The sequence below is a fragment of the Bacillus tequilensis KCTC 13622 genome (genome assembly GCF_000507145.1).
In the GTDB taxonomy this organism is placed as follows: domain Bacteria; phylum Bacillota; class Bacilli; order Bacillales; family Bacillaceae; genus Bacillus; species Bacillus tequilensis.
In genome coordinates this window covers 21,506-46,034 of record NZ_AYTO01000019.1, presented here as the reverse complement: position 1 = coordinate 46,034, position 24,529 = coordinate 21,506, and the positions used below count along the sequence as shown (strand labels likewise).

24 protein-coding genes and 1 other annotated feature are annotated in these 24,529 nt (G+C 43.1%); of the genes, 6 read left to right on the top strand and 18 right to left on the bottom strand.

Annotated features, from left to right (window positions below; all coding sequences use genetic code 11):
• Positions 1–10 precede the first annotated feature (10 nt).
• The 4 genes from cwlQ to V756_RS0107535 all read left to right on the top strand — a co-directional run bounded on the left by cwlQ (position 11) and on the right by V756_RS0107535 (position 2,774).
• Positions 11–745 (top strand): bifunctional muramidase/murein lytic transglycosylase, encoded by a 735-nt coding sequence (gene cwlQ / locus V756_RS0107550; RefSeq protein WP_024714121.1) that lies wholly within the window; start codon positions 11–13, stop codon positions 743–745.
• Between the two features lie 253 nt (positions 746–998).
• The gene (locus V756_RS0107545; protein WP_003224612.1) at positions 999–1,397 is read left to right on the top strand and encodes a globin domain-containing protein; all 399 of its coding nucleotides are present in this window, start codon (positions 999–1,001) and stop codon (positions 1,395–1,397) included.
• The gene (gene spxH / locus V756_RS0107540) at positions 1,394–2,293 is read left to right on the top strand and encodes a protease adaptor protein SpxH (protein ID WP_024714120.1); all 900 of its coding nucleotides are present in this window, start codon (positions 1,394–1,396) and stop codon (positions 2,291–2,293) included. The genes V756_RS0107545 and spxH overlap by 4 nt, the downstream gene beginning before the upstream one ends.
• 313 nt (positions 2,294–2,606) lie before the next feature.
• Positions 2,607–2,774: a hypothetical protein gene (locus V756_RS0107535; protein WP_019713977.1), complete on the top strand. Its 168-nt coding sequence runs from the start codon at positions 2,607–2,609 to the stop codon at positions 2,772–2,774.
• 38 nt (positions 2,775–2,812) lie between these two features.
• Here V756_RS0107535 and pepF read toward each other — a convergent pair whose 3' ends face one another.
• The 4 genes from pepF to V756_RS1000000123840 all read right to left on the bottom strand — a co-directional run bounded on the left by pepF (position 2,813) and on the right by V756_RS1000000123840 (position 6,943).
• On the bottom strand, positions 2,813–4,642 hold the full coding sequence (gene pepF, locus V756_RS0107530) for an oligoendopeptidase F (RefSeq protein ID WP_167330628.1): 1,830 nt from the start codon (positions 4,640–4,642) through the stop codon (positions 2,813–2,815).
• Positions 4,643–4,871: 229 nt separating this feature from the next.
• Positions 4,872–6,023 (bottom strand): competence protein CoiA, encoded by a 1,152-nt coding sequence (gene coiA, locus V756_RS0107525; protein WP_024714118.1) that lies wholly within the window; start codon positions 6,021–6,023, stop codon positions 4,872–4,874.
• Positions 6,024–6,179: 156 nt separating this feature from the next.
• Entirely contained in the window at positions 6,180–6,836 is a 657-nt protein-coding gene (gene mecA / locus V756_RS0107515; protein ID WP_024714117.1) for an adaptor protein MecA, read from the bottom strand.
• On the bottom strand, positions 6,803–6,943 hold the full coding sequence (locus V756_RS1000000123840; protein WP_141770187.1) for a hypothetical protein: 141 nt from the start codon (positions 6,941–6,943) through the stop codon (positions 6,803–6,805). Before V756_RS1000000123840 ends, mecA begins: the two co-directional genes overlap by 34 nt.
• A gap of 168 nt (positions 6,944–7,111) precedes the next feature.
• Here V756_RS1000000123840 and V756_RS0107510 point away from each other — a divergent pair, with 168 nt between their 5' ends.
• A complete protein-coding gene (locus tag V756_RS0107510; RefSeq protein ID WP_024714116.1) occupies positions 7,112–7,771 on the top strand; it encodes a TerC family protein in 660 nt (219 codons plus the stop codon).
• 130 nt (positions 7,772–7,901) lie between these two features.
• Here the strand turns inward: V756_RS0107510 and spx are convergent, their stop codons facing one another.
• From spx to V756_RS0107465, 8 genes are all read right to left on the bottom strand, one after another.
• Entirely contained in the window at positions 7,902–8,297 is a 396-nt protein-coding gene (spx, locus tag V756_RS0107505) for a transcriptional regulator Spx (RefSeq protein ID WP_003224599.1), read from the bottom strand.
• 180 nt (positions 8,298–8,477) lie between these two features.
• The gene (locus tag V756_RS0107500) at positions 8,478–9,056 is read right to left on the bottom strand and encodes a GNAT family N-acetyltransferase (protein WP_024714115.1); all 579 of its coding nucleotides are present in this window, start codon (positions 9,054–9,056) and stop codon (positions 8,478–8,480) included.
• Between the two features lie 173 nt (positions 9,057–9,229).
• A complete protein-coding gene (locus V756_RS0107495) occupies positions 9,230–10,447 on the bottom strand; it encodes an MFS transporter (RefSeq protein ID WP_081719800.1) in 1,218 nt (405 codons plus the stop codon).
• Positions 10,448–10,552: 105 nt separating this feature from the next.
• On the bottom strand, positions 10,553–11,470 hold the full coding sequence (oppF, locus tag V756_RS0107485; RefSeq protein ID WP_024714113.1) for an oligopeptide ABC transporter ATP-binding protein OppF: 918 nt from the start codon (positions 11,468–11,470) through the stop codon (positions 10,553–10,555).
• Between the two features lies 1 nt (position 11,471).
• On the bottom strand, positions 11,472–12,548 hold the full coding sequence (oppD, locus tag V756_RS0107480) for an oligopeptide ABC transporter ATP-binding protein OppD (RefSeq protein ID WP_081719799.1): 1,077 nt from the start codon (positions 12,546–12,548) through the stop codon (positions 11,472–11,474).
• A 4-nt stretch (positions 12,549–12,552) separates the two neighbouring features.
• Positions 12,553–13,470 (bottom strand): oligopeptide ABC transporter permease OppC, encoded by a 918-nt coding sequence (gene oppC / locus V756_RS0107475; protein ID WP_024714111.1) that lies wholly within the window; start codon positions 13,468–13,470, stop codon positions 12,553–12,555.
• 3 nt (positions 13,471–13,473) lie between these two features.
• On the bottom strand, positions 13,474–14,409 hold the full coding sequence (gene oppB, locus V756_RS0107470) for an oligopeptide ABC transporter permease OppB (RefSeq protein WP_024714110.1): 936 nt from the start codon (positions 14,407–14,409) through the stop codon (positions 13,474–13,476).
• A 94-nt stretch (positions 14,410–14,503) separates the two neighbouring features.
• On the bottom strand, positions 14,504–16,144 hold the full coding sequence (locus tag V756_RS0107465) for a peptide ABC transporter substrate-binding protein (protein ID WP_024714109.1): 1,641 nt from the start codon (positions 16,142–16,144) through the stop codon (positions 14,504–14,506).
• Positions 16,145–16,615: 471 nt separating this feature from the next.
• Positions 16,616–16,829, top strand: a binding site (T-box leader).
• Positions 16,830–16,887: 58 nt separating this feature from the next.
• Here V756_RS0107465 and trpS point away from each other — a divergent pair.
• Positions 16,888–17,880 carry a tryptophan--tRNA ligase gene (trpS, locus tag V756_RS0107460; protein WP_024714108.1) on the top strand — a complete coding sequence of 331 codons (993 nt, stop codon included), beginning with the start codon at positions 16,888–16,890 and terminating at the stop codon, positions 17,878–17,880.
• A 33-nt stretch (positions 17,881–17,913) separates the two neighbouring features.
• On the opposite strand, the gene V756_RS0107455 is transcribed toward trpS, so the two are convergent.
• The 6 genes from V756_RS0107455 to appD all read right to left on the bottom strand — a co-directional run bounded on the left by V756_RS0107455 (position 17,914) and on the right by appD (position 24,513).
• Complete coding sequence (locus V756_RS0107455) at positions 17,914–18,666, bottom strand: YjbA family protein (protein WP_024714107.1); 753 nt, start codon at positions 18,664–18,666, stop codon at positions 17,914–17,916.
• 205 nt (positions 18,667–18,871) lie between these two features.
• Positions 18,872–19,783 carry an oligopeptide ABC transporter permease AppC gene (appC, locus tag V756_RS0107450; RefSeq protein ID WP_024714106.1) on the bottom strand — a complete coding sequence of 304 codons (912 nt, stop codon included), beginning with the start codon at positions 19,781–19,783 and terminating at the stop codon, positions 18,872–18,874.
• A 16-nt stretch (positions 19,784–19,799) separates the two neighbouring features.
• Entirely contained in the window at positions 19,800–20,750 is a 951-nt protein-coding gene (gene appB / locus V756_RS0107445; protein ID WP_024714105.1) for an oligopeptide ABC transporter permease AppB, read from the bottom strand.
• Between the two features lie 75 nt (positions 20,751–20,825).
• Complete coding sequence (locus tag V756_RS0107440; RefSeq protein ID WP_024714104.1) at positions 20,826–22,454, bottom strand: peptide-binding protein; 1,629 nt, start codon at positions 22,452–22,454, stop codon at positions 20,826–20,828.
• Positions 22,455–22,540: 86 nt separating this feature from the next.
• Positions 22,541–23,530 (bottom strand): oligopeptide ABC transporter ATP-binding protein AppF, encoded by a 990-nt coding sequence (gene appF, locus V756_RS0107435; RefSeq protein ID WP_024714103.1) that lies wholly within the window; start codon positions 23,528–23,530, stop codon positions 22,541–22,543.
• On the bottom strand, positions 23,527–24,513 hold the full coding sequence (gene appD, locus V756_RS0107430; RefSeq protein ID WP_024714102.1) for an oligopeptide ABC transporter ATP-binding protein AppD: 987 nt from the start codon (positions 24,511–24,513) through the stop codon (positions 23,527–23,529). The genes appF and appD overlap by 4 nt, the downstream gene beginning before the upstream one ends.
• Positions 24,514–24,529 lie beyond the last annotated feature (16 nt).

The following is a 24,529-nucleotide window of genomic DNA, read 5'->3' as shown; positions in this document are numbered from 1 at the left end:
GAATGACATCGTGAATGTAACGAATTGGACATCTTTACTTCAGCTTCAGGCATTACAGTCCATATCTAATGCACGCAGCACAGGCACTCAAAATGCGGAAAGCCCGCTCTCAAGCTTCAGCTCTTTGCTCAGCCAATATACAAACGGACTGACGAATCAGCAGCCAACAGCATCTTCTGCATCGCCAAGCCCGCTCAGCCTGCTGAACAGCGCTTCTCCAACAGCGCCGTCACTGCTTTCAGCTTTTGGGCTTAACTCATATACAAATAGCAATTCAGACTACATTACAAAAGCGGCAGAAAGCACCGAAACAGCTGATGCAGCTTCATCTTCAAACAAACAAGAAGCCAAACAGATCAGTTCGGGAGACTTCTCCGTTGACAGCGCAATAAAAAAAGCCGCTGATAAATATGGCGTCGATGAAAAACTGATCCATTCCATCATCAAGCAGGAATCAGGCTTTAACGCAAAAGCAGTCAGCGGAGCAGGTGCGATGGGCCTAATGCAGCTGATGCCGTCAACGGCAAGCTCACTCGGTGTTTCTAATCCGCTGGACCCGCAGCAAAATGTAGAAGGCGGTACGAAATATTTAAAACAAATGCTGGATAAATACGACGGCAATGTGTCTATGGCCTTAGCGGCTTACAACGCCGGACCGGGAAATGTGGACCGATACGGGGGTATTCCTCCTTTCCGAGAAACGCAAAATTATGTAAAAAAAATAACTTCAGCTTATTACGCGTAACCAGAGCGGCCCTTGCCCTCTGGTTTTTTTACGGAGTGAAATCCTACGCATTCCTGATTTTTATGTGATATGATATGAAATACAACCCCGGCTGTCAGCCGAAACTTGTAATCAAACGCATAAAAGGCAGTTTGTTTGTAGAAATGGTGCCTTGTTGCTAAAATAAATCTAGATGAATTCATGAAATACAGAAAATTACTTTTCGCAATAGGATTTATGATTCCTATTAGCCATATTTAAAGGAGTAGTCAACATGGGACAATCGTTTAACGCACCTTATGAAGCGATTGGAGAGGAACTTCTATCGCAACTTGTTGATACTTTTTATGAACGTGTCGCGTCTCATCCTTTGCTGAAGCCGATTTTTCCTAGTGATTTAACAGAAACCGCCAGGAAACAGAAGCAATTTTTGACTCAGTATTTAGGCGGTCCCCCGCTTTATACTGAGGAACACGGCCACCCCATGCTCAGAGCAAGGCATCTTCCCTTTCCAATTACAAACGAGAGAGCTGATGCATGGCTCAGCTGTATGAAGGACGCAATGGACCATGTAGGGCTGGAGGGCGATATTCGCGAGTTTTTGTTTGGACGGCTTGAATTGACAGCAAGGCATATGGTGAATCAAACGGAAGCGGAGGATCGATCATCTTGACAAACTATCAGCATGAGCAATACTTCGCCCATTGCCACGGTCATCCAAAAAAACCGCTTGAAATCTACATGTTTGTAGACCCTTTATGTCCTGAATGCTGGTCCTTAGAACCCGTCATCAAAAAGCTGAAAATCAGATACGGACGCTTTTTCACCTTACGCATAATAGCTTCCGCAAGCCTTACCGTTTTGAATAAGAAACGGAAAAAGCATCTTCTCGCAGAAGCATGGGAAAAGATCGCAAGCCGCTCCGGCATGTCATGTGACGGCAATGTCTGGTTCGAGCAAGATCAGCCGCTTTCATCGCCTTATATGGCAGCTCTCGCTTTTAAAGCAGCCGAACTGCAAGGACGAAAAGCCGGCATGCAATTTCTCAGGAACATGCAGGAGAGTCTGTTTGTTTCAAAACAAAACATTACGGATGAAAACGTGCTTTTGGAAATCGCGGAAAAAACAAGTCTCGATCTTGAAGAATTCAAAAACGATCTGCATTCTCAAAGCGCTGTCAAGGCGCTTCAATGTGACATGAGAATTGCCGCTGAGATGGATGTTTCCGTTAATCCGACGCTGACGTTTTTTAATACACAGCATGAGGACGAAGGACTTAAAGTACCAGGCAGCTATTCATACGATGTATATGAAGAAATCTTATTTGAGATGCTTGGCGACGAGCCGACGCCTTCGGAAACCCCGCCTTTGGAATGTTTTATTGAATATTTCCGCTTCGTTGCCTCTAAAGAAATTGCGCTTGTATATGATCTGAGCCTTGAAGAGGTAGAAAAAGAAATGAAAAAATTGGCGTTTGCTAAAAAGGTTGCAAAAGTGGAAGCCAAACACGGAATGTTTTGGAAATCTCTCAGCACTTATTCTGATGAATATCAATCATGTGAAAAATAGCCGCAGGCGTGAATATGCTTGAGGCTGTTTTTTTACGCCGACACCGAACGTGCGTTCCGTTTATAGTGCTAAAGAAACCGCGCCGGGATAAGCGCGGTTTCGTATGTCTTAACGACAACAAAGGGGATGGGAGAAATTTTTCACGGTCAAACAAAGGGGTAATGTTTGTTTGTGATCAATTTCACATCCTTATGATAACAAAAGATGTCGACTTTTGACAACCTCTATGCTTAATGTTCATATTTTTGTCACAAAACATAACGACGTGTATTCACTCATATCCTAATAAGGAAAAAGGACGAGGAGGAACGCCATGATGTATACTGTCATCTCCATTGTATGTATTGCTGTTTTTTTCTGTTTGAATATATTAGGCATGATGCATATGCTGCCGCTTTACATTACCTCTCCTCTGCTGTTTCTGTCTATTTTGTTCACTCTCTACCGGCTGAACCACAGGAAAACCTTTAAAGGGTTTTAAAAAAGCCTGTGCGGCCATTTCTGCACAGGCTTTCTTTTTTATGACTGCTCGACTTTCATCAGCAGTTCTTCCATTTCATCTAGTTTTTCCTCAAACATTTTGCATGCAGCTTCGATCGGCTCTGGAGACGTCATATCAACACCCGCTTTTTTCAGGACATCAATCGGGTATTGTGAGCTTCCAGCTTTCAGGAAGTCAATATAACGGTCAACTGCCGGCTTTCCTTCTTTTAAAATCTGGTTGCTTAACGCTTGGGCAGCACTGTATCCTGTCGCATACTGATACACATAGTAATTGTAATAGAAGTGCGGAATCCGTGACCATTCAAGACCGATTTCCTTATCAATTACCATGCCGTCTCCGAAATACTTTTTATTCAGATCGTAGTAGACACTTGTCAGAAGCTCAGGTGTGAGCGGCTCCCCTTCTTGCGCCTTTGTATGGATGAGATGTTCAAATTCAGCAAACATCGTTTGTCTGAAAACAGTCCCTCTGAAGCCCTCAAGCATATGGTTGAGGATGTATAAGCGCTGTTTTTCATCATCTAAATTGTTCAGCAGATATTCGCCAAGAAGCGCTTCGTTTGTTGTAGACGCAACTTCCGCAACAAAGATGCTGTAATTGCCGTACGGATATGGCTGGTGCTTTCTCGTATAGTAGCTGTGAACGGAATGGCCAAACTCGTGCACGAGCGTAAAGAGATTATTGACGTTATCATGCCAGTTCATCAAAATATACGGATTCGTGCCGTAAGATCCGGATGAATAAGCGCCATTGCGTTTTCCTTTATTTTCATAAACGTCGACCCAGCGGTTTTCCAGCCCTTCTTTTAAGATGGCGGCGTATTCTTCTCCTAAAGGTGCAAGGCCTTTTAGCATGTAATCTTTGGCTTCCTCGTACGTGACCTTCATTCCCGCATCCTGCACAAGCGGTGTATACAGATCATAGATATGCACTTCATCAAGCTCAAGCACTTTCTTTCTCAGTGCGATATAGCGGTGCAGGAGCGGCAAATGCTTATTAATCGTTTTGACGAGGTTGTCGTATACTTCCTCAGGAATACTGTTGTTAGAAAGCGCAGCTTCACGCGCTGACTTGTACTTTTTCACTCTGGCGTAGAAGTTGTCCTTTTTCACAGTGCCGCTTAGCGTCGTGGCCATTGTATTTTTATATTGACCGTATGTTTTATATACTTCCTCAAAGGCATTTTTGCGGACTTCACGGTTTTCACTTTCTAAGAAGTTAATAAAGTTTCCGTGAGTGATCTGTTTTTCATTTCCCTCTTCATCTTTAATGGACGGGAATGTAATCTCGGCGTTATTTAACACGCTGAACGTATTGGAAGGTGACCCTAGCACTTCAGAAGCTTCAGCAAGCAGCGCTTCTTCCTTTTCGCTCAGTACGTGAGGGCGCTCCTTTGTAATCTCCTCAATCGCATGGGAGTACAGTTTCAGTTCTTCTTTTTCAAGAATAAACTGCTGCAGCTTGTCTTCTTCTATGGATAAGATTTCCGGAACCAAATAAGCTATCGCGCTTGCGGCCTGTGTATACAGGTTTCCCGCCTTGTCATTCAGCCCCTGGTAAAAGGAGTTCCCGGTATCTTGGTCAGAACGCATATGCGCATATGTGTAAAGCCTGCCCAGCCGCTCCATCACTTTATCTTGGTACGTAAGAGCCTCGTACAAATGATCAGCTGAATCTGCCAGCTTTCCTTTATACTTAGATAAATTCGGAATTAATTCTTTTACAGCTTGAAATTCTTTATTCCAGGCCTCATCATTAGGAAAAATATCCTCAAGTCTCCATGTGTCTTCTGCCTTTACCTCACTTCTTTCAGGCAGTTGGTTTGCTTTTTTTTCCTCAGCCATGGTGATCCCCCTCGTTTTCTTTGATTCAAGCCAATTGAAAAAACCGCTGTTTCTCAATAAACTTGTGTTGTGAATATCTTCCGGTTTTTCACTGCCTTTTGTCAAATCATATGCAGTAATGAAGAGGACGAATGCCAAAAAAGCAGTAAAAACACGAAAAACCTTTCCTTTTGTGCCTCTCACAGCCAGCCCACCACCTTTGTCTTAGGGTGAGCCAAATGAGATAAACTCATTCTATAAAACAGCTCCGGTCTCTCTCAATGAGATCCTGTAATGAGCGAACACCCTCTGCAGGATGATTCAGCACATATACTTCTTTCTGAGTTTCCCTTAAAAATCCCTTCTTACACAAAAAATCAATGTACTGTTTCACCGCTTCAGAAAGACAATCTTCACTGCATTCATATCTGAGCGACATATTTTTTTTATGAATATGCAGTTTGCACTGCTGTAAAACGGCTGAAAAATGAATCGGCGCACGTTTAGCTCCGAGATCCGTAATAAACAGATAAAGATATCCCTGCCACACAAAAACCGGACTCTTAAAAACGGCTCCTTTTTTAACAGGGACAAACACTTCAGTCGGAAGAAACGGAAGGGACGTCTGCCGCTTTTCATAAAACAGCATCCTGAGGCGATTTAATTCCTTGGAGATGAACCGATGGGGTTTATGGCGAAAACGAAGAACGGCCTTCATCCAGTTGTCATAACGCAATGAAGACTTAGATTCAGTAAAAAAAAGATGTCTCGCAGATGCCAGATGGATTGGAATGGTTTGTATGGAGCAATAAGAATGGTTCGTGTAAAATGGAATGATGTGGCTGAGCCGGCAGAAAGAACGTGTTTCCGGGCAATAACATATCAGTTCCCTGCATGGACCGGCATTGATAAACTGCCAATGGAAAGCAGAAAGCTGATAAAAGAATGGAGCAGTGCGTTTTAAGCGGCTGTACCCCATAATCCACTGCGGGATGATCCCCGCTTGTTTGAAGCCCGCTGTCCGTTTTTGAAAGACATCTGGAGCGATAGTGGCGCATTGATATTCAACAGCAAGCATATGCCCCTTAATATTTCCCATGATGTCAGGTCTTTGATTGATGCTCTTGATATACGGTTCCAATAGCGGAGAAGCTTGCTGCGTTTTCAGCCACACATACAGCTGCCTTTTTCCTTCTAAGTGATAGGCGCTCTCCGGTTCAATGTCTATCGAACAGGATTTGTTCTGTTTATGGGCGAAATGCGGCGCTTTTTGAGGTCCGAGCTTCACAGCAAGCTCACCCCCGCACACCGGGCAGAAGAATCGTCCCTGCTTTAATTTCTGCCTTTGCGAAGCGCCTAGAAGGTGAAACATTTGGCCGTCTTCAGTTACAGCACTAAACACTTGTCATCTCTCCTTTCCAGATAAGGTATACTTTCTGGAAAAGATGAGCAACTCCTGTTCGCCGTATTTTCCGCATGTATGGATGTTTTTATTTTTGGCCTCAAAAATGGCATTTCAGCGCATGAAAAAACCGATTTCCGGGAAGAAATCGGTTTGCTATGATGCAAAGTGTTTTTTTATTGTTTCTAGAGCATGCTCTGAAATAACCAGCTTGCCGTACTCTTCAAGACGGTGTATGCTGATTGAAGATTCATTTGCGTACTCCAGCAGGATGCTTAGCTGATTTTCAACCTCTTCATCAGTCATATTGCCAAAATCTACATATAAATAATATCGGTTCTCAAACGAATATAAAGTCGTTCTGCTTCCGTTAACGTTCAATTTAGATAGAGAAATAACATCCTCAAAATCGCCAAACCGCAAGACAAATTGAAGCTTTTGCTCCTTCTCTTCCTGATTGACGGCTTGCTCTTCTTTCTGGAAGTCATCCAGCAAGGCGTCAAGATCCTCAGATGCTGGTTCTTGCTTTTTATCCTCAGGAATCGGCAGTTCGAGCTTTTGTCCGTCTTTGGAAAGCTGGGCTTTTGTGACGATGATTTCTAATCCTTTGTCCAGTGCCTGAACTTGAATCCAAAGAGGGCCTTCCACAGCAAATTCCTCTTCCTCATGAACTTCATCCATGACTTCCCAGAATAGTTCTTCACTGCGCTCACGGTTATACCAAATTTCTTCTCTGTCAAAACCGCGATCTTCGATATCTCCGTAAGACATATAAAATTTTACTGTATGCTCGTTAATTCTTTCAATTTCCATTTGCCAACCTTCCCTTCTATATAAGATGTTGAAGGGACATCTAAGCTCCCGATTAATTGTACTTTACTACACTTTACCCATTCCGTCCACATCTTAACCTTATGCAAAGCCAGTGTGAATTCCTTTGTATTTCTATTTTATGATAAAACAGTCACAAAAGAAATAAAAATGCACCTTTGCCCAAAAAACGGCAGATCCGCGGCTCATATCATAAAATACGACCTGTCTCATATAGTAGTAGTACAAGCGATGGAACGAAAGCGAGGTGCCGATTCATGGAGCATGACTATCTGATTTCTCTGCTTGTTATTGTCGGGATCGATCTGATCCTCGGCGGAGATAATGCTGTCGTCATTGCCATGGCCAGCAGAAATTTGCCGGACAAGCAAAGACAGCAAGCCATTATTCTCGGAACATTTATCGCCGTGGCCATGAGAATCGGATTAACCAGCGCAGCGGTATATCTTTTGAACATTCCGTTCTTGCAATGCGCCGGCGGAGTTTTTCTGCTGTATTTAGGATATCAGCTGCTGATTGAAAAAAAAGACACGCAGCACATCAAAAGCAGCACCTCCCTGTGGAGAGCGATACGAACGATTGTGCTTGCAGATCTCTTCATGTCACTGGACAACGTCATCGCAGTTGCGGGAGCGTCACACGGTGAGTTTTCTCTCGTTGTCATAGGTTTGTGCGTATCGGTGCCGGTTATTATTTGGGGCAGCAAACTCATCCATATTGCATTGGAGAAAATACCGCTTCTGATTTACGCGGGCAGCGGGCTGCTTGCTTACACAGGAGGAGAAATGATTGTAAGAGACAAAAAGCTGTCTTTTTTCATGGCACAGCACGGTGCCGTTGAAACACTCCTCCCCATTTTAACGGTTGCGTTTGTCATCCTTGCGAGTATTTATTATCAGCAGGTTGAAAAGAAATAAAGGAAGGCTGATGACTCAGCCTTCCTATTCTTCAAAGGTTTTCAAACACGCTGAACTGAAAAAATGACAAGACCCTAAAACACAAATCAGTTTTAAGGTCTTGTCAGCCTTCTTTTGATAATACGATCTATTAGTTTGCCAAACGCTGTGCTTCTCTTAATTGGAAAGAGCGGACTTTTCTTGGCAGGAAACGTCTGATTTCGTCTTCGTTGTATCCGACCTGCAAGCGTTTTTCGTCAATGATGATCGGACGGCGAAGCAAACCTGGGTGCTCGTTGATCAAACGGTACAAATCCTGCAGCGGCATAGATTCAACGTTCACGTTCAGTTTTTGGAATACTTTTGAACGAGTTGAGATGATTTCATCTGTTCCGTCCTCAGTCATTCGAAGGATTTGTTTTATTTCATCAATTGATAAAGGTTCAGAGAAAATGTTTCTTTCTTCAAATGGAATCTCATGCTCCTCGAGCCATGCTCTCGCCTTTCTACATGAAGTACAGCTTGGTGATGTGTATAATGTAACCATTCATCTTCACTCCTCTAATTAGTAGGATGAACATCTATTTTATTCTTAAATTGAAATTACTCTAAAAAAGGAATCTTTACAGGTATTATACTATAAAAAAGTAAGTGTGAACAGTATCCTAAGAAAAAAATATGTCAATCCGGCAAATTTTTAATGTTAATGATCTGTTCTAATTCTCAATTAGCTTAACTGATCGAAAATATTTTTTTGTTTTTCTTCATCAATGATTTTCAAGACCTCATGTGTTTTTTCGTACGATTCCCCGTACCATTTCTCATCTTTATAAGTATGAATGTTTTCATATGTCTGCTTCATGGCTTCTAAAATTTCTTCTTCTGATTCTGTTTTTGGTGACCAGTACAGAATCTCCATCTTGCTTACTTCATTCGTAGCCAATGACCGGCGCCGGTACCCAATTGACTGAGCATGCTTAAAATGCTCTCTTTGATAAAATCTAAGGCGTTTTTCTGTATCAGTATCATCTTCATCAACAGGCTCCACCTCGAGCAATATCGGCTTGTTTTTCATTTTCAGCTTCGCGATCAATTTGCCGCCAAGCCCCTGCCCTCTTGCATCTTTAGACACATATAGATAATCTACGAAGATAAAAGAATCGAATTCCGCAAACATTAAAATATGATGTTTGCCTTCGTCTTTATGATAAATATCGCTCCGCTCTTTCAGAAGAGCTTCCATATGCGCTTTTGATTTCATTTCTTCAATTGGAAAGTACTCGCTAAGCTTTTCATACCAGTTCATTAATTTGCTCCTTATGAGTTCATTGTCTTCATACTTTTAGATATACCCCATTTCTTCTTGTTTAAACAGCTTTACATCTATAAAGACGTACGAACTTCCGCCATGGTTTCATTTTTTTTCAGCAAAAAACGGAGCCAGATGCTCCGTTCATTTTGACGTAGATGTAAAAACTCTCATAGAACGCGGTTTTCCCGCTTATAATGAAGCAGCTTGGGCTGCGCCAGTGCAATAAGAAATGTCATGCCGTATAATGCTGCGGACGCGAGAAAAGCTGCTTTCGCACCAGCCGCATCAGCCACGAACCCCATAACGGAGTAAGTGATGCCTGACCAAGGAGTCAATATCGCATTTTTTGCAGCCATGATCCCGATACGCATCTGCTCGGGAATGACCTCCTGCAGGATCGTTTCCTGGCAAATATCACGCACCTGATAAAAAGGCCCCATTGCAGCACAAGCCAGAGCGCATAAAGGCGGAAATGGAGAAAATGAAAACAAAAGAGTCAGCACTGACATCACAAGCGAGCTGAACATAATGGCATAGCCCATGTTCTGCGCAAAAAAGGCAGAAAAACGAATGGCAATTACACTGCCAATCATTGCACCTATAAAATAAGAAGCGTTAAACGTCCCCCACCACACCTCTGTTTCATGCAAAACAGCCGAAGTAAATGCGAGTAGAATAGCAGATGACCAAACAGAACCCGCCAGCGCTTCTATCATGTCCATTACAGCAATGTCTCTTACAACCGGGATGAGCATTAAATCCTTCCATATACTTCTGGCAGATGCAGTTTCAGCAGTTCCTTCAGTCTCTTTTTCCTTTACGAGAAGCATACTGATGGAAGCTCCTGAAAGAACAAACAGGCAAATAGCTGCACCAACAACGAATTCAAAAGGCACGGCATACGTCAGAAGGCCTCCAAGGCCCCAGCCTGCTGTTAAAAACAATTGATTCGAGAGGGAGATCACACCATTCGCTTTTACATATTGCTCTTTTGGAACAATCATCGGCAGGAGCGCAAATCTCGCCGGCTGAAAAAAGGCGCCCGCGAAAGAAAAACAGAAAACAAACAGCAGCGTTACCCAAAAGGAAGCTTGTCCGTTATGACTGACGGTGTATGCCATTAATATTGTAAAGACCGCTCTCAGCAGATTTGCAAGTGCAAGCACCTTTTTAAAACCGAGATTGCGAATCATCGGTGTGATGCAAAAGCTTGCCGCTATACTCGCAAACGACATGAACGATAAAACAAGACCCGCCAAAAAGACGGAGTCAGTCATTTGATAGACCCGGACCATTAAAACAATTGTAACAAGGACTCCTGCTAAAGATTGAAGAGGTTGAGACAGCAGCAGCGCAAAAACATTTTTGTTATGCAGAAAGTGAATCGCATTTCACCTCCGCTTTTTCCTCTCATTGTAAATGTTTCCACTCTTATTTTCTATGATTGCACAAAAAATTCTTCAAGAGAAATCTCTTGAAGAACTGTCTGCTCATGAATAAGCTTTATATTCTGACTCTGTGCACATCACAAAATGTCCCGGTTTCACTTCACGGAATTCCATCGTTTCTCCATCTTTTAATTGATGGACTGACGGATCGTATTTCTGGCGGACGCGATTTCTCTCATGGTCCGGATCAGGAAGCGGAATCGCTGAAAGCAATGACTTTGTATACGGGTGAAGCGGGTTTTCATAAAGTTCATCTGCCGGCGCAAGCTCAACCAGTTTCCCGAAATACATCACTCCGATACGGTCGCTGATGTATTTGACCATCGATAAATCGTGGGCAATAAACAGATATGTGAGCCCTTTTTCTTTTTGCAGTTCTTTCATTAAATTCACGACCTGCGCTTGAATGGATACATCCAAAGCGGAAATCGGCTCATCCGCGATAATGAATTCCGGATCAACAGCCAGAGCTCTGGCAATCCCGATTCTTTGGCGCTGGCCGCCGGAAAATTCATGCGGGTAGCGGTTGGCGTGTTCCTTGTTTAAACCGACTGTTTCCAAGAGCTCATGAACCCGCTGCATCCGCTCTTTTTTCGTTTTCGCCAAATGATGAATATCGAGGCCCTCAGCAATAATATCAGCAACTGTCATTCTCGGATTCAGGGATGCGTATGGGTCTTGGAAAATCATCTGCATTTTGCGGTTGAACTCCAGCAGCTTTTTCCGCGATTTTTTCCCGTGCACATTTTCGCCGTTGAACAGCACCTCACCATCGGTCGCGTCGTAAAGCCGAATAATGCTTCGCCCTGTTGTTGATTTACCGCAGCCCGATTCACCAACCAGACCTAACGTTTCACCCTTATAGATATCAAATGATAAATCGTCTACAGCCTTAACCGTTCCCCTCGGCGTGACAAAGTGCTGTTTTAAATGTTTGATTTCTAATAGTTTCTCAGTCAATTTATTCACCTTCTCTCACTAAGACAGGTTTTTCATACGTGTTTGCCAGTTTGCGCATTTTCGCTTTTACCGCTTCAGGCGGCTCTACCTTTGGCGCGTCAGGATGAAGCAGCCACGATTTGACATAATGAGTATCAGACACCCTAAACATTGGCGGCTCCTGTTCAAAATCAATTTTCATCGCGTAAGGGCTTCGCAGCGCAAAAGCATCTCCTTTTGGCGGGTTCGTCAAATCAGGCGGCGTGCCGGGAATGGCAGTCAATTGCTCCTCTCCCGAACTTTCCAGTGTCGGCATGGATGCAAGCAGCCCCCAAGTATACGGATGTCTCGGATCATAGAAAATCTCGTCTACCGTACCTGTTTCTACAATCTGTCCCGCGTACATGACAGCGACTCGGTCAGCAACGTTAGCCACCACACCAAGATCGTGTGTGATAAAGATGATGGATGTGTCAATTTTCTTTTGCAAATCCTTCATCAATTCCAAAATTTGCGCTTGGATTGTTACATCAAGAGCAGTTGTCGGCTCATCGGCGATCAGAAGCTTCGGATTCGCCGCAAGAGCCATCGCAATGACAACCCGCTGTCTCATCCCGCCTGAAAACTCATGCGGAAATTGATTGACCCTTTTTTCCGGCATCGGGATACCGACTAAATCCAGCAGCTCAACGGCGCGTTTTTTCGCCGCTTCCTTTGAAATCTTCTCGTGTTTAAAAAGCACTTCCGTAATTTGTTTGCCGACCTTCATCGTCGGATTTAAAGAGGTCATCGGATCCTGGAATATCATCCCGATCTCTTTTCCCCGGACATTTTGCATCTCTCTTTCAGACAGCTGCACCAGGTCCTTGCCGTCAAATAAGATCTTACCGCGCTTAAAATAGCCCGGAGGCATTGGAATCAGCTTCATGATCGCTTGAGAGGTCACACTTTTTCCGGAACCTGATTCTCCGACGATGGCCAGCGTCTCTCCTTTATTCAAATGAAAATTCACCCCGCGGATTGCCTGAACCTCTCCGCCATATGTTTTAAATGAAATCGCTAAATCGTTTACTTCTAATAGGCGTGTCACCCGTATCACTCCCTTATTTACGTAACTTAGGATCCAATGCGTCTCTTAATCCGTCGCCGACAACGTTAAAGCCAAACATTGTAATGCAGATAAATCCGGCAGGGAAGAATAAACGCCACGGATAATAGGTCAATGCAGGCAATCCGTCAGAAGCCATCGTTCCCCAGCTTGCCAGCGGAGCCGGAACACCAAGTCCCAAATAGCTTAAAAAGGCTTCTGTAAAAATCGCAGTAGGCACTGTCAATGTCATCGTGACCAAAATAGGGCCCATTGCGTTTGGCACGATATGTTTAAACAGCAAACGAGACGTTTTTGCACCAAGTGTCTGTGAAGCAAGGACATACTCCTGATTCTTCAGTTGCAGCACTTGTCCGCGTACAATTCTGGCCATATTAATCCAGCCCGTAATCGTCATCGCAATAATAATTGTAAATAGCCCTTTCGGAAGAACGACCATCAGTAAAATAACCATTAATAATGAAGGAACTGCCCAAAGGATATCGGCGATACGCATCATGATTTCATCCGTTCTGCCGCCGCGGAAGCCTGAAATGCTCCCCCAAATGACGCCGATCAGCAAATCAAGAACAGCGGCCGCGACACCGATAAAGATTGAGATTCGCGCACCAACCCATGTCCGGACGAAAATGTCCCGTCCAAGGTCATCTGTTCCGAACCAGTGATCTTTTGAAGGCGGCTTATCCGCATTTAAGAGATTAGTAGTTGAATAATCATATCTTGAGAAAACCGGCGCAAAAATCGCCATAAGAATAATAAGTACAATAATGATAAGCCCGACCATTGCAAGCTTATTGCTGCGGAAGCGAAGCATCGCATCTTTCCAGAGGGAAAGGCTCTTTTTACTTATTTTTTCTGCATCGCCGGCATTCGCTGCGGCTGGTTCAAACATATTTTTTGGAATGTTCTGCATGGCCTAGGCTCCTTTCTTTGCTTTGGAAAGCTTGATTCTTGGATCGATAATGCCATATAGCACGTCTACGATTAATACACACAATAGCAGGATGACGCTGAAGAACACCGTTACACCCATAATGACTGTGTAATCACGGTTTGTAATACTGTTTACGAAATGTGCACCAAGTCCCGGAATACCAAAAATCGTTTCAATAATGAAGCTTCCCGTTAAAACTTGTGCGGCCATCGGGCCCATGTATGTAACAACTGGCAAAAGAGCGTTTCTAATGGCGTGACGCACTGTGACGGCCGGACGGGACAGCCCTTTTGCTTTCGCTGTGCGAATATAGTCACTGTTTAACACTTCGATCATGCTTGAACGGGAAAGTCTGGCAATAAACGCCATCGGCATGGAAGAAAGTGCGATTGAAGGCAAGAAGGTGTATGCCCAGGACTCCCACCCCGCGACTGGAAACAGACCAAGCTTCATGGAGAACACATATTGCAGAACAGCCGCCATGATAAAGCTCGGAACTGAAATGCCAAAGATGGTCAAAATCGCGACAGTATAATCCTGCCACTTATTATGGTAAAGGGCTGCAATGACCCCAAACAATACACCTAACGCTAAAGCGAGGAGAATAGCTTCTGCTCCAAGAGTGAATGAAACGGGGAAACCCGAATTGATCAGGTCGTTAACACTCTGACCTTTATATTTAAATGACGGTCCAAAATCCCACATTGCAACTGATTTTAAATAGCCAAGGTATTGAACAAACAGCGGCTTGTCCAACCCATAGTGTTCATTTAAGTTGGCTTCAATTTCAGGCGGAAGCTTTTTCTCATCCGAAAATGGCCCGCCCGGTGCTGCCTGCATTAAGAAAAAAGTCACGGTTACAATGACAAATAGAGTGATAACCATGTAGATTAAACGTCTTCCGATATATTTCAGCAAGGGGAAACACCTCCATTGTTTTTACATGATCAGCAAGAAAGGTATATGGGTAATAGGTCCCATATACCTTGAGGTTTGTTGTTTTCACATAGACTTATTGAAAGTACGCATTTCTGAAATAAATTTCTCCAGTTCCAGTAATGATAGTTCCTTTCAGATTTTCGTCCTGCACCCAAGGGATCGTATAAAAATAGATTGGTGCAACAGGCATATCATCCATAAAAATCTTCTCTGCTTTCTTAAGCAGTTCGATACGCTTGTTACTGTCCGTTTCAGTTTGGGACTCATTCAACAGCTTTTTAAATTCCGCGTTTTCCCAGCCAGTATCATTATTTCCTCCGTCTTTATCCTTGAACAATTCAAGGAAGGTGATCGGATCATTATAGTCGGCAAGCCAGCCCATACGCCCGATTTGATAGTCTAGGCTGTGAAGTTTGTCGATATAGACGTTCCATTCGGAATTATCAAGCTCCACATTTACACCAAGGTCTTTTTTCCACATTTCCTGAACAGCTTGAGCAAGTTTCGCATGCGCATCATCCGTATTATAAGACAATTTAATTGTCGGCAGGTCGGAAGCTTTGCTCAGGCCTAACTCCTTAAGACCTTTTTTCAAATATTCTTTCGCGGTTTTCACGTCGTTATCGTCGAAATAACCTTTTTTATTATCTTCAAATCCCTTCATTGACGGTGGAACTGCGGCCATAGCCGGAATTTGTTCGCCCTGCGTCACGTTTTTCACGATCGATTGACGATTGATTGAATAGGCCAGCGCTTTACGAATGTTTACATTATTCAATGGCTTTGCCGTCGTATTAAATTTGTACCAGTAAACACCAGCAATCGCTTCAACGTGTAACGAATCATCTTTCTTCAGAGTTGGCAGCGATTCAGTCGGAAGCTGGCCAAGCGGCATCCCTGCCCAATCAAGTTCACCAGCTTGGAATTTCTTAAGCTCAGTATTGTTATTGTTGATCATGACCATTTTGATGTTTTTCAGCTTAACCTTGTCTTTATCCCAATATTGATCATTTTTTTCAAGAGAAATAGATCCGCTGTGTTTCCAAGATGTCATTTTAAATGGTCCGTTGGAGACGTAATCTTCGCCCGCATTGGTATACCATTTTCCATTTTTCTCAGCAACCTTTTTGTTGACCGGCATATAAGTATAGAACGCAGTCAATTGAGTGAAAAACGGTGTCGGATGATTCAATTCAACTTTTAACGTCTTATCGTTCACCGCTTTTACAGCTACGTCATCCAAGCTTCCTTTTCCTGTGTTTGCAGCTTCCGCGCCTTTGATGTAATAAAGCTCATAAGCATACTGCGACTCATTAACAGGATCAAGAGCCCATTTCCAAGCATATTCAAAGTCTTGTGCTGTTACAGGGTCGCCGTTTGACCATTTTGCGCCATCACGAATTGTAAATGTATATGTCTTTCCATCTTTGCTCGTTTCAATTTTAGAAGCTGCGCCTTCTTCAGGCTCACCATCTGCATTAATGCGTGTCAATCCTTCAAAAGTCTGACGGATAACACCCCCTGATACTGAATCTTTTGCCAATCCCGGATGTAAAGAATATGGCTCAGTTTTAATATTAATGTTAAGTGTCGTCTTTCCTTTACTGTCCTTTTTCCCTTCACCGTTTGATCCGCCGTTGCCGCCAAAGCCGCACGCGCTCAGCACGAGAGTGAAAATGAGTATCAACGTGACAATCGACCAACGTTTTTTCATATTCGCAAACCCCCTAATCATAATTTTTCAGCTCCTTACGGCTAAACACTCAGAAATATCAGACAAATGAACCTAAGTTTCCGAAACTTTTATTCTGTTCCGTCTTTTCTGATTATTTTTGTAAAAAAGCTGTAACACTAGAGTGAACAAGTTCATTATAATGAAACAAATAATTTATTGCAATATTATTTTATCAATTTAAAATATTTGAACTTCGTTAGTTTTTCTTCCACGAACGTAATATCCTTCTATCGATTAAAGCATAAATTGATTAAAAACTATTTTAGGAGTTTTGTATCCATATTGCTTTTTACATATAATATATTGCTGTTATCACGCTGATATCAGTTATCATTTAAGGATTTTTCAGCGCCTGTGTTATGTATATCATTACAATATTACCGGGAAAAAGAATGTTTTTTGATGATGACAATTGGTTATAATTGATTTATAATGAAGCAATCAAAAGAAAAGCCTGCTATGAAAAAGAGTAGTACACATTTCACCCGTTTGAAGAGAGTCTGCGGTGCTGGGAGCAGATAACGGGCAATGCGGAATGGACTTTGGAGCAGCTGACCGAAACCGAAAAAGTAGGCTCAGCCGGAGCAGTCTCCGTTACAAACGTCAGAGTGATTCCATTTTAATGGAATAATCAGGGTGGTACCACGGTTCATTCGTCCCTTTTTTACAGGGGAAGAATGAGCCTTTTTTATTATGTTTTAAGAAATGAGGTTGATGTTTACATGAAACAAACGATTTTTTCAGGCATTCAGCCAAGCGGCTCCGTTACGCTCGGCAACTATATCGGTGCGATGAAGCAGTTTGTCGAACTGCAGCATGATTATAACAGCTATTTTTGCATTGTGGATCAGCATGCGATAACCGTTCCTCAAGACCGGCTTCAGCTAAGAAAGAATATCCGCAGTCTGGCGGCGCTTTACCTAGCTGTAGGACTTGATCCGGAAAAAGCGACATTGTTTATTCAGTCAGAGGTTCCCGCCCATGCGCAGGCCGGATGGATGATGCAGTGTGTCGCGTATATCGGCGAGCTTGAACGGATGACTCAATTTAAAGACAAGTCCAAAGGCAATGAAGCTGTCGTCTCCGGCCTGTTAACGTACCCGCCGCTGATGGCCGCTGATATTCTGCTGTATGGAACAGACCTTGTGCCTGTTGGTGAGGATCAAAAGCAGCACCTTGAGCTGACGCGGAATCTCGCCGAACGCTTCAACAAAAAATATAACGACATCTTTACAGTTCCAGAAGTGAAAATTCCAAAAGTCGGCGCACGCATCATGTCTCTGAATGATCCATTGAAGAAAATGAGCAAATCCGATCCAAACCAGAAATCTTATATTACGTTGCTTGATGAACCGAAGCTCCTTGAAAAGAAGATCAAAAGCGCTGTGACAGATTCTGAAGGCATAGTGAAATTTGATAAAGAAAACAAACCGGGCGTTTCCAATCTTCTTACGATTTATTCAATCCTCGGCAATACGACAATTGAAGAGCTTGAAGCAAAGTACGAAGGAAAAGGCTACGGCGAGTTTAAAGGTGATTTGGCAGAAGTCGTGGTGAACGCATTAAAACCGATCCAAGAACGCTATCATGAACTGATTGAATCTGATGAATTAGACCGGATTCTTGATGAAGGCGCGGAACGGGCAAACCGGGCAGCAAACAAAATGCTGAAAAAAATGGAGAATGCCATGGGTCTTGGCCGAAAAAGACGCTGATCAAAAAACCGCTCTTTAGCAAGAGCGGTTTTTTCAGTTTACCTTTGATTCGTTTTCTATTTCCCACAGCTTTTCAAAGAAAGGCTGCCCTTTTATCAGGTTTTCGCAAAAAGCCAGATGCTTGTCCGACCAGCCTTCAATTGTTTCGTTATACAGCATGTCCCAAATCTCTTCAAAGCTCATCCGCTTGATTTGTTCATACATATGCGGGTTCCACTCTGTGTACCAGTAGCCGATTTCAGCGCGGTTTTTCAGCCCTTTTAATTGGTCAAGCGCCATAAACATCAGCTGCTTGATTTGCCGTTCTTTTCTTGTCAGTCCTCTGACGTGTTCCGGAGCTAATGATAAAATGTGATATTCTTTTGAGGATTCCAGCTTCTTTGGCTCAAATTCATAAGTTTCAGGCTCTACATCTTTTACCATTTCATAAACGAGCTGCTCCTGTCTTGGAATCAGACGGCTTTTTCTGACAGGGATTGTGTAGCCGATTGTGTCGACAGCCAAAATGCCGATTCCGTCTGTTACGACAAAACAATACTCAAGCTTAGTCCGCTCGTGATTTTTTCGAATGTACGATTTTTGATGTACGTCTTCAAGCAAACCTTTCGGAAGCTCAGACAGATCGTTTTCTATGTAATGAAACAGCACTGACGGCACCCTTAACAGCGGCACCTGATCCAAAAGCTCAACCGTATCTTCCTTGCGCCATTCATGAAAGTGACATACATTGTAGCCATTTTCTTCCCCTTCAAACCAATTGACCCACACATCATGAAGAAATAACATCTCTAACCCCTCACTTTTATAAAAACTGTTGTCCACAGTATAGGCAAGGGACAGAGAAATTATTCCAAGGAGATTGAGGAAATCTGGAATTGCTGGATTTATATAAGAATCACAAAAAGCAGATCTCTTTGTATATTTTCTGACAAAAAGAGATCTGCTTTCCTTCTGTTTTTGTTATATTTTATAACAAATATTATTTTCATTTTTATTTAATATTTTTCGGATCAAGTGCATCCCTTAGGCCGTCACCGACAAAGTTGAAGCATAGAACGGTTATTAAAATTAATAGCCCGGGAAATAATGGGTACCACCATGCTTGAATCATGACTGTGAAATTCTGCGCATCTTGGAGCATGTTTCCCCAGCTTGCGATTGGCGGCTGAATTCCGAAGCCCAAGTAGCTTAACGCTGATTCAGCGAGAATGACAGATCCTACTTTGAGCGTCGCCGAGACGATAATCGGCCCCAATGCATTGGGCAGAATATGAGAAAAAATAATTTTATGTGTCTTTGTTCCAATTGTTTTAGCGGCGAGAACATATTCCCTTGAACGAAGCGACAAAAATTCTCCCCTTACCAAACGCGCTGTCGTGGTCCAGCCTGTGAGACAGAAAATTAAAATCAGTTTGTCCACACCTGGTTTAAAGATGGTGACAAGTGTGATAAGCAAGAAAATATCAGGAATAGATAATACAATGTCGACCAGACGCATGATGACAGCATCCACGATTCCTCTGAAATATCCAGCTATTGCTCCTAAAACCGTTCCGATCAAAATCGAACCGACTACAGACGCAAAACCAACCAATAAAGAGACACGCGCTCCATACAAGATCCTACTGAAAATATCACGTCCGAATTTATCCGTCCCCATCAAATGTTCGAGGCCCGGCGCCTTATATTTATCAAGCAGGCTTTGCTGCTCCTGGGGATAAGGCGCAATCAAAGGAGCGAAAACAGCAGACATAATAATGATAAACAGCAGGACGGCTCCTAGAACGGCCAGTTTGTTTTTCGAGAATTTTTCCCAGAATATCTTGGTCATCGTATCTGGTTTTTTCGAAATATTTTCTTTCAGCCTGATCTCCGGCGAGGGAGTGGTTTGCAGCTCTGACATCTCCGTTTCCCTCCTTTTAATATTCGATCCGCGGATCAACAATCGCGTAAAGGATGTCTGCAATGAGGTTTCCGACAACGACAAGAACCGCGGAGATCACAGTCATTGCCATGATAACCGGATAATCACGCTGGAATGCCGAATCGACAAACAGCTTTCCTAACCCCGGCCAAGTGAAAATTTGTTCAACAACGACAGATCCGCCGATAAATGAAGGAATCATCAAACCGAAAATTGTAATGACGGGTAATAATGCATTCCTCAATCCATGTTTAAATAGCACTCTATTCTCTTTAAAACCTTTTGCTCTCGCTGTGCGAATATAATCTTGTTTTAAGACATCAAGCATATTGGATCTCGTGTATCTCGTCAGTCCGGCCATGTCAGCTGTAGCTAATACGAATGCAGGCAGAATTAAATGATGAATCCGGTCAAATATATTGAATTCGGTATTCAGCGTCTCGACACCACCGGTTGGAAACCAGCCGAGATTTACTGATAACACCATAATCAAAATTAATCCAAACCAAAAGTTTGGAATAGCCAGACCTATAAACGAGGTAAATGTAATGCCATAGTCGAGCTTTGAATACGGCCGCTTTGCCGACAGGACACCGAATGGAATAGAAATCATAAGAGCCATAATCGTTGAAACGAGCATCAGCAGCAGCGTATTGGGCAGCCTTGCCATAATCAATTCTGAAACAGGCGTCCCTTTTCTGACAATAGACGTTCCGAAATCACCCTGCACCATGTTGCCGAGCCACTTTAAATATTGAACGTACTGAGGATCATTCAGACCATATTTTTCAATAAACTGCTCTCTGTCAGCCTGGCTGATTTTCGGGTCCATCATTAACGTCATCGGGTCTCCGGGTGCGGCTTTCATAATAACAAATGATAGAATCGTAATTCCCAATAAAATTGGAATAGACATGACGGTTCTTCTGATAATATATGCAGCCATATACTTGTCCCCCTTTACTTTCCTTATTAAAAACAGAAGAGGGAGAAAACGCTCTCCCTCCCCTTTAAGGGAAAATTATTTTGCAAGCCACCATTTTTCGATATTATATAAATCACGTTTCGGATGGTATTTGTATCCTTCAAGATTTTGCGGCATTGCCATATGGTTGTTAGGGTAATACAAGAACGTATACGGCTGATCTTCCGCAATTTTTTGATAAATCTGCTCATATTCTTTTGAATATTGCTTTCTGTCGCTGATTGATTTTGCATCTTTCATGAGTTTATCCGCTTCGGCATTTTTATACCAAACGAAGTTTAAACCCTTTTTAATCTGGCTTGAATGGAACGTGTCATATTGATCAGGGAATGTGGATAAACTCCACCCCATGACCATTGCATCAAAATCCCAATTCGGAGGACTCATTTGTTCAACGAGAGCACTCCATTCAACGATTTGGGTCTTTACTTCAATGCCGATTTTTTTCAGCTGCTCCTGAACGACGACAGCGATGTCTTCACGGACTTTATTTCCTTGGTTCGTTTTAAGCGTAAACGAGAATTTCTTTCCGTCTTTATCTAAAATGCCATCACCGTTCGTATCTTTCCAGCCGGCTTCTGCGAGCATTTGTTTCGCTTTTTTCTCGTTGTACGCAAATTTCGGAACATCTATATCTTTAGGATAGTTCCAAGATAAAGGGCTTTCCGGAATGTAAGCTACCTTTCCGTCCCCATCTAATACTTGGTTGACGATTGACTCGCGGTCAAGAGCGGTTGTCAGCGCCTGACGGACCTTTTTATCCTTAAATAATTCTTTTTTTTCATTCCATCCGATGTACACATAACTTAATGCCAAATCAGTAACGACTTTCACGTTATTGAATTTTTCAGCCATTTTATAGTCAGTGGCGGGCACATTAAAAAAGTTAATATCGCCTGCCTGCAGCTGTGTAACGGCAGCATTTGCATCAGGAATGACTTTATACGTCACAGTATCTAAATACGGTCTTCCATCAAAATAATCATCATTCGCTTCGAGCTTAATATATTGGCCCTGCTTCCATTCTTTAAACTTAAATGGACCTGAACCGATCGGTTTCTTTCTGTTAAACTCATTTTCTTCTAAATCGGCAATCGGAACATTACCGAGAATGTGCTTCGGCAGAATGGCTGTGCTGTCTAACGCATTGTTATAGAAATTACCGTCTTTATATTTCAGTTTGAACAATACTTCGTAATCGCCTTTTTTCTCTACGGATTTCAGCATTTCATATGTTGAGCCGCGTTCTCCCTTATAATCTTTGCTTAAAGGGACACTGTACGTAAATACGACGTCATCTGCAGTCAGTTCTTTCCCGTCATGAAACTTAACGCCTTTTTTGATTTTCACATCGTATGCCAGACCGCCGTCCAATTCTTTAATGCTTTCAGCGAGCGACAATTTTACATTTAGTTTTTCATCCGTTTTCGTTAAAAAGCTGTACAGCATATTTTCAATATCCGTACTTGCATCGTCCGTAGAATACAGAGAATTAAAGAGCGTGGGTTCCCCGATTGACCCGACAACCAAATCTCCGCCTTGCTGCGGTTTTCCTGCTGACTTTTTCTCGCTGCTGCTCGATTTTGATCCTGAGCAGGCCGATAAAAAGATGGCCAGAACCATCAATACACTTAGCATCATCAGTACGGTTTTCCGTCTTTTCATTAGATATTCCCCCTCTTGAAATGTTCGTACTTCTCAGCTGTTGTTTATGTAGTGCATACCCCCTCTCAAAGCTAGTCGGGCAACGATTAGCTATAAAGGTGACAAGCCACAAAATGGCTGGGAGCAGCTTCTTTGAATTCTGGTATTTGTTCCTTGCATATCGGCTTTGCGGCAGGACATCTTGTGTGAAAAACACAGCCTTTTGGCGGATTGGCCGGACTTGGCAGTTCCCCCTTCAGGACGATGCGCTCACGTTTGACGGATCCTTTTCTTCTTGTAACCGGGACAGATGATAAAAGAGCCTGTGTATAAGGATGAAGCGGATTATCGTAAAGTTCATGCTTACCGGTCAATTCCATCATTTTTCCAAGATACATCACTCCGACTCTGTCGCTGATATGGCGGACGACACTTAGATCATGAGAGATAAATAGATACGTCAGATTAAATTCTTCCTGTAATTCTTCCATTAAATTAATCACTTGGGCCTGAATGGATACATCAAGCGCAGAAACCGGCTCATCTGCAATGATCAGCTCAGGATTCAACGTGAGCGCTCTGGCGATGCCGATCCGCTGCCGCTGGCCTCCCGAAAATTCATGGGGATAACGGCTGGCAAACGATGGGTGAAGCCCCACTCTCGCAAGCAGTTCTTCGACTTTTTCGTTTCGTTCGCGCATCGTATACATGCTGTGCGTATGAAGCGGCTCCTTAATGATAGAACGCAATGTCTTTCTTGGATTCAAAGAGGCAAATGGATCTTGGAAAACCATTTGAATATTTTTGCGGACACTTTTCCGCAGCTTCTCCTCTGACAGATTGGAAATATCCTGCCCTTTAAAAAAGATTTGGCCTTCTGTCGGTTTGTAGAGCCTGATCATCGTCCTGCCGGCAGTCGATTTTCCGCAGCCTGATTCTCCGACAATTCCGAGGGTTTCTCCCTTATGTAATGAAAATGAAACACCGTCCACTGCTTTTACATCGCCGACTTTTTTTTGAAAAAGACCTGAGCGGATCGGGAAGTATTTTTTTACGTCACGAAGCTCTAAGATTGTTTCTTGATTAGCTGCTGTCATGATTGTTCGGCACCCTCTTCCTCATATAAAAAGCATCTCACCGTTCTTCCGCTTTTGTGCGTCAAAAGCGAAGGCTGATTTGTCCAGCATTTATCCATGGCTTTCGGACACCTTGGGGCAAAGCGGCAGCCCGGCGGCAGATTATCCGGTGTCGGCACGCTGCCTTTAATCGCATTTAATTTATCAATCTCTCCATCTATGACGGGAATCGATGTAAGCAGGCCTTCTGTGTAAGGATGCAGCGGCTCTAAAAATAAGTCGTCAACGGCGGCGGTTTCTACGACTTGTCCGCAGTACATGACAATTACTCTGTCGGCTGCTTCTGATACGACACCTAAGTCATGGGTGATGAGAAGAATCGACGTATTGAACTTCTGGCAGAGATCCTTCATGAGCTCCAGCACTTGGGCTTGTATTGTCACATCCAGAGCTGTCGTCGGTTCATCGGCAATGAGCAATTTAGGGTTACAGCTAAGTGCGATGGCAATCATCACCCTCTGTCTCATTCCTCCGGACAGCCTGTGCGGATACTCATCCATCATTTGCTCAGCCCGCGAGAACCCAACCATCTGCAAGAGTTCAACAGCTCTTTGACTGGCTTCTTTTTTCTTCATGTTTTTATGGTAAATCAGCACTTCGGTAATTTGTTCTCCGATTGTTAACACCGGATTAAGGGAGGTCATTGGTTCCTGAAAGATCATGGATACTTCGTTTCCGCGGATTTTGCAATAGTCGTTTTCAGTGAATGAGGTGAGGTCTTTGTCTTCGAGTTTAATAGAGCCGTCCATGATTTTTCCGCCTGAGCTTTGAACAAGGCCCATGATTGATAAAGAAGTAATGCTTTTCCCGGAGCCCGATTCACCTACAAGCGCGACGGTTTCGCCTTTGCTGATGTGAAAATCGACACCGTCAACCGCAGGGATCGGCTCCTTTTTTCTGAAAAAATAAGTCTTTAAATTATTCACTTCTAAAAGTGTGCTCATGCTAGCTCTCCTTCCC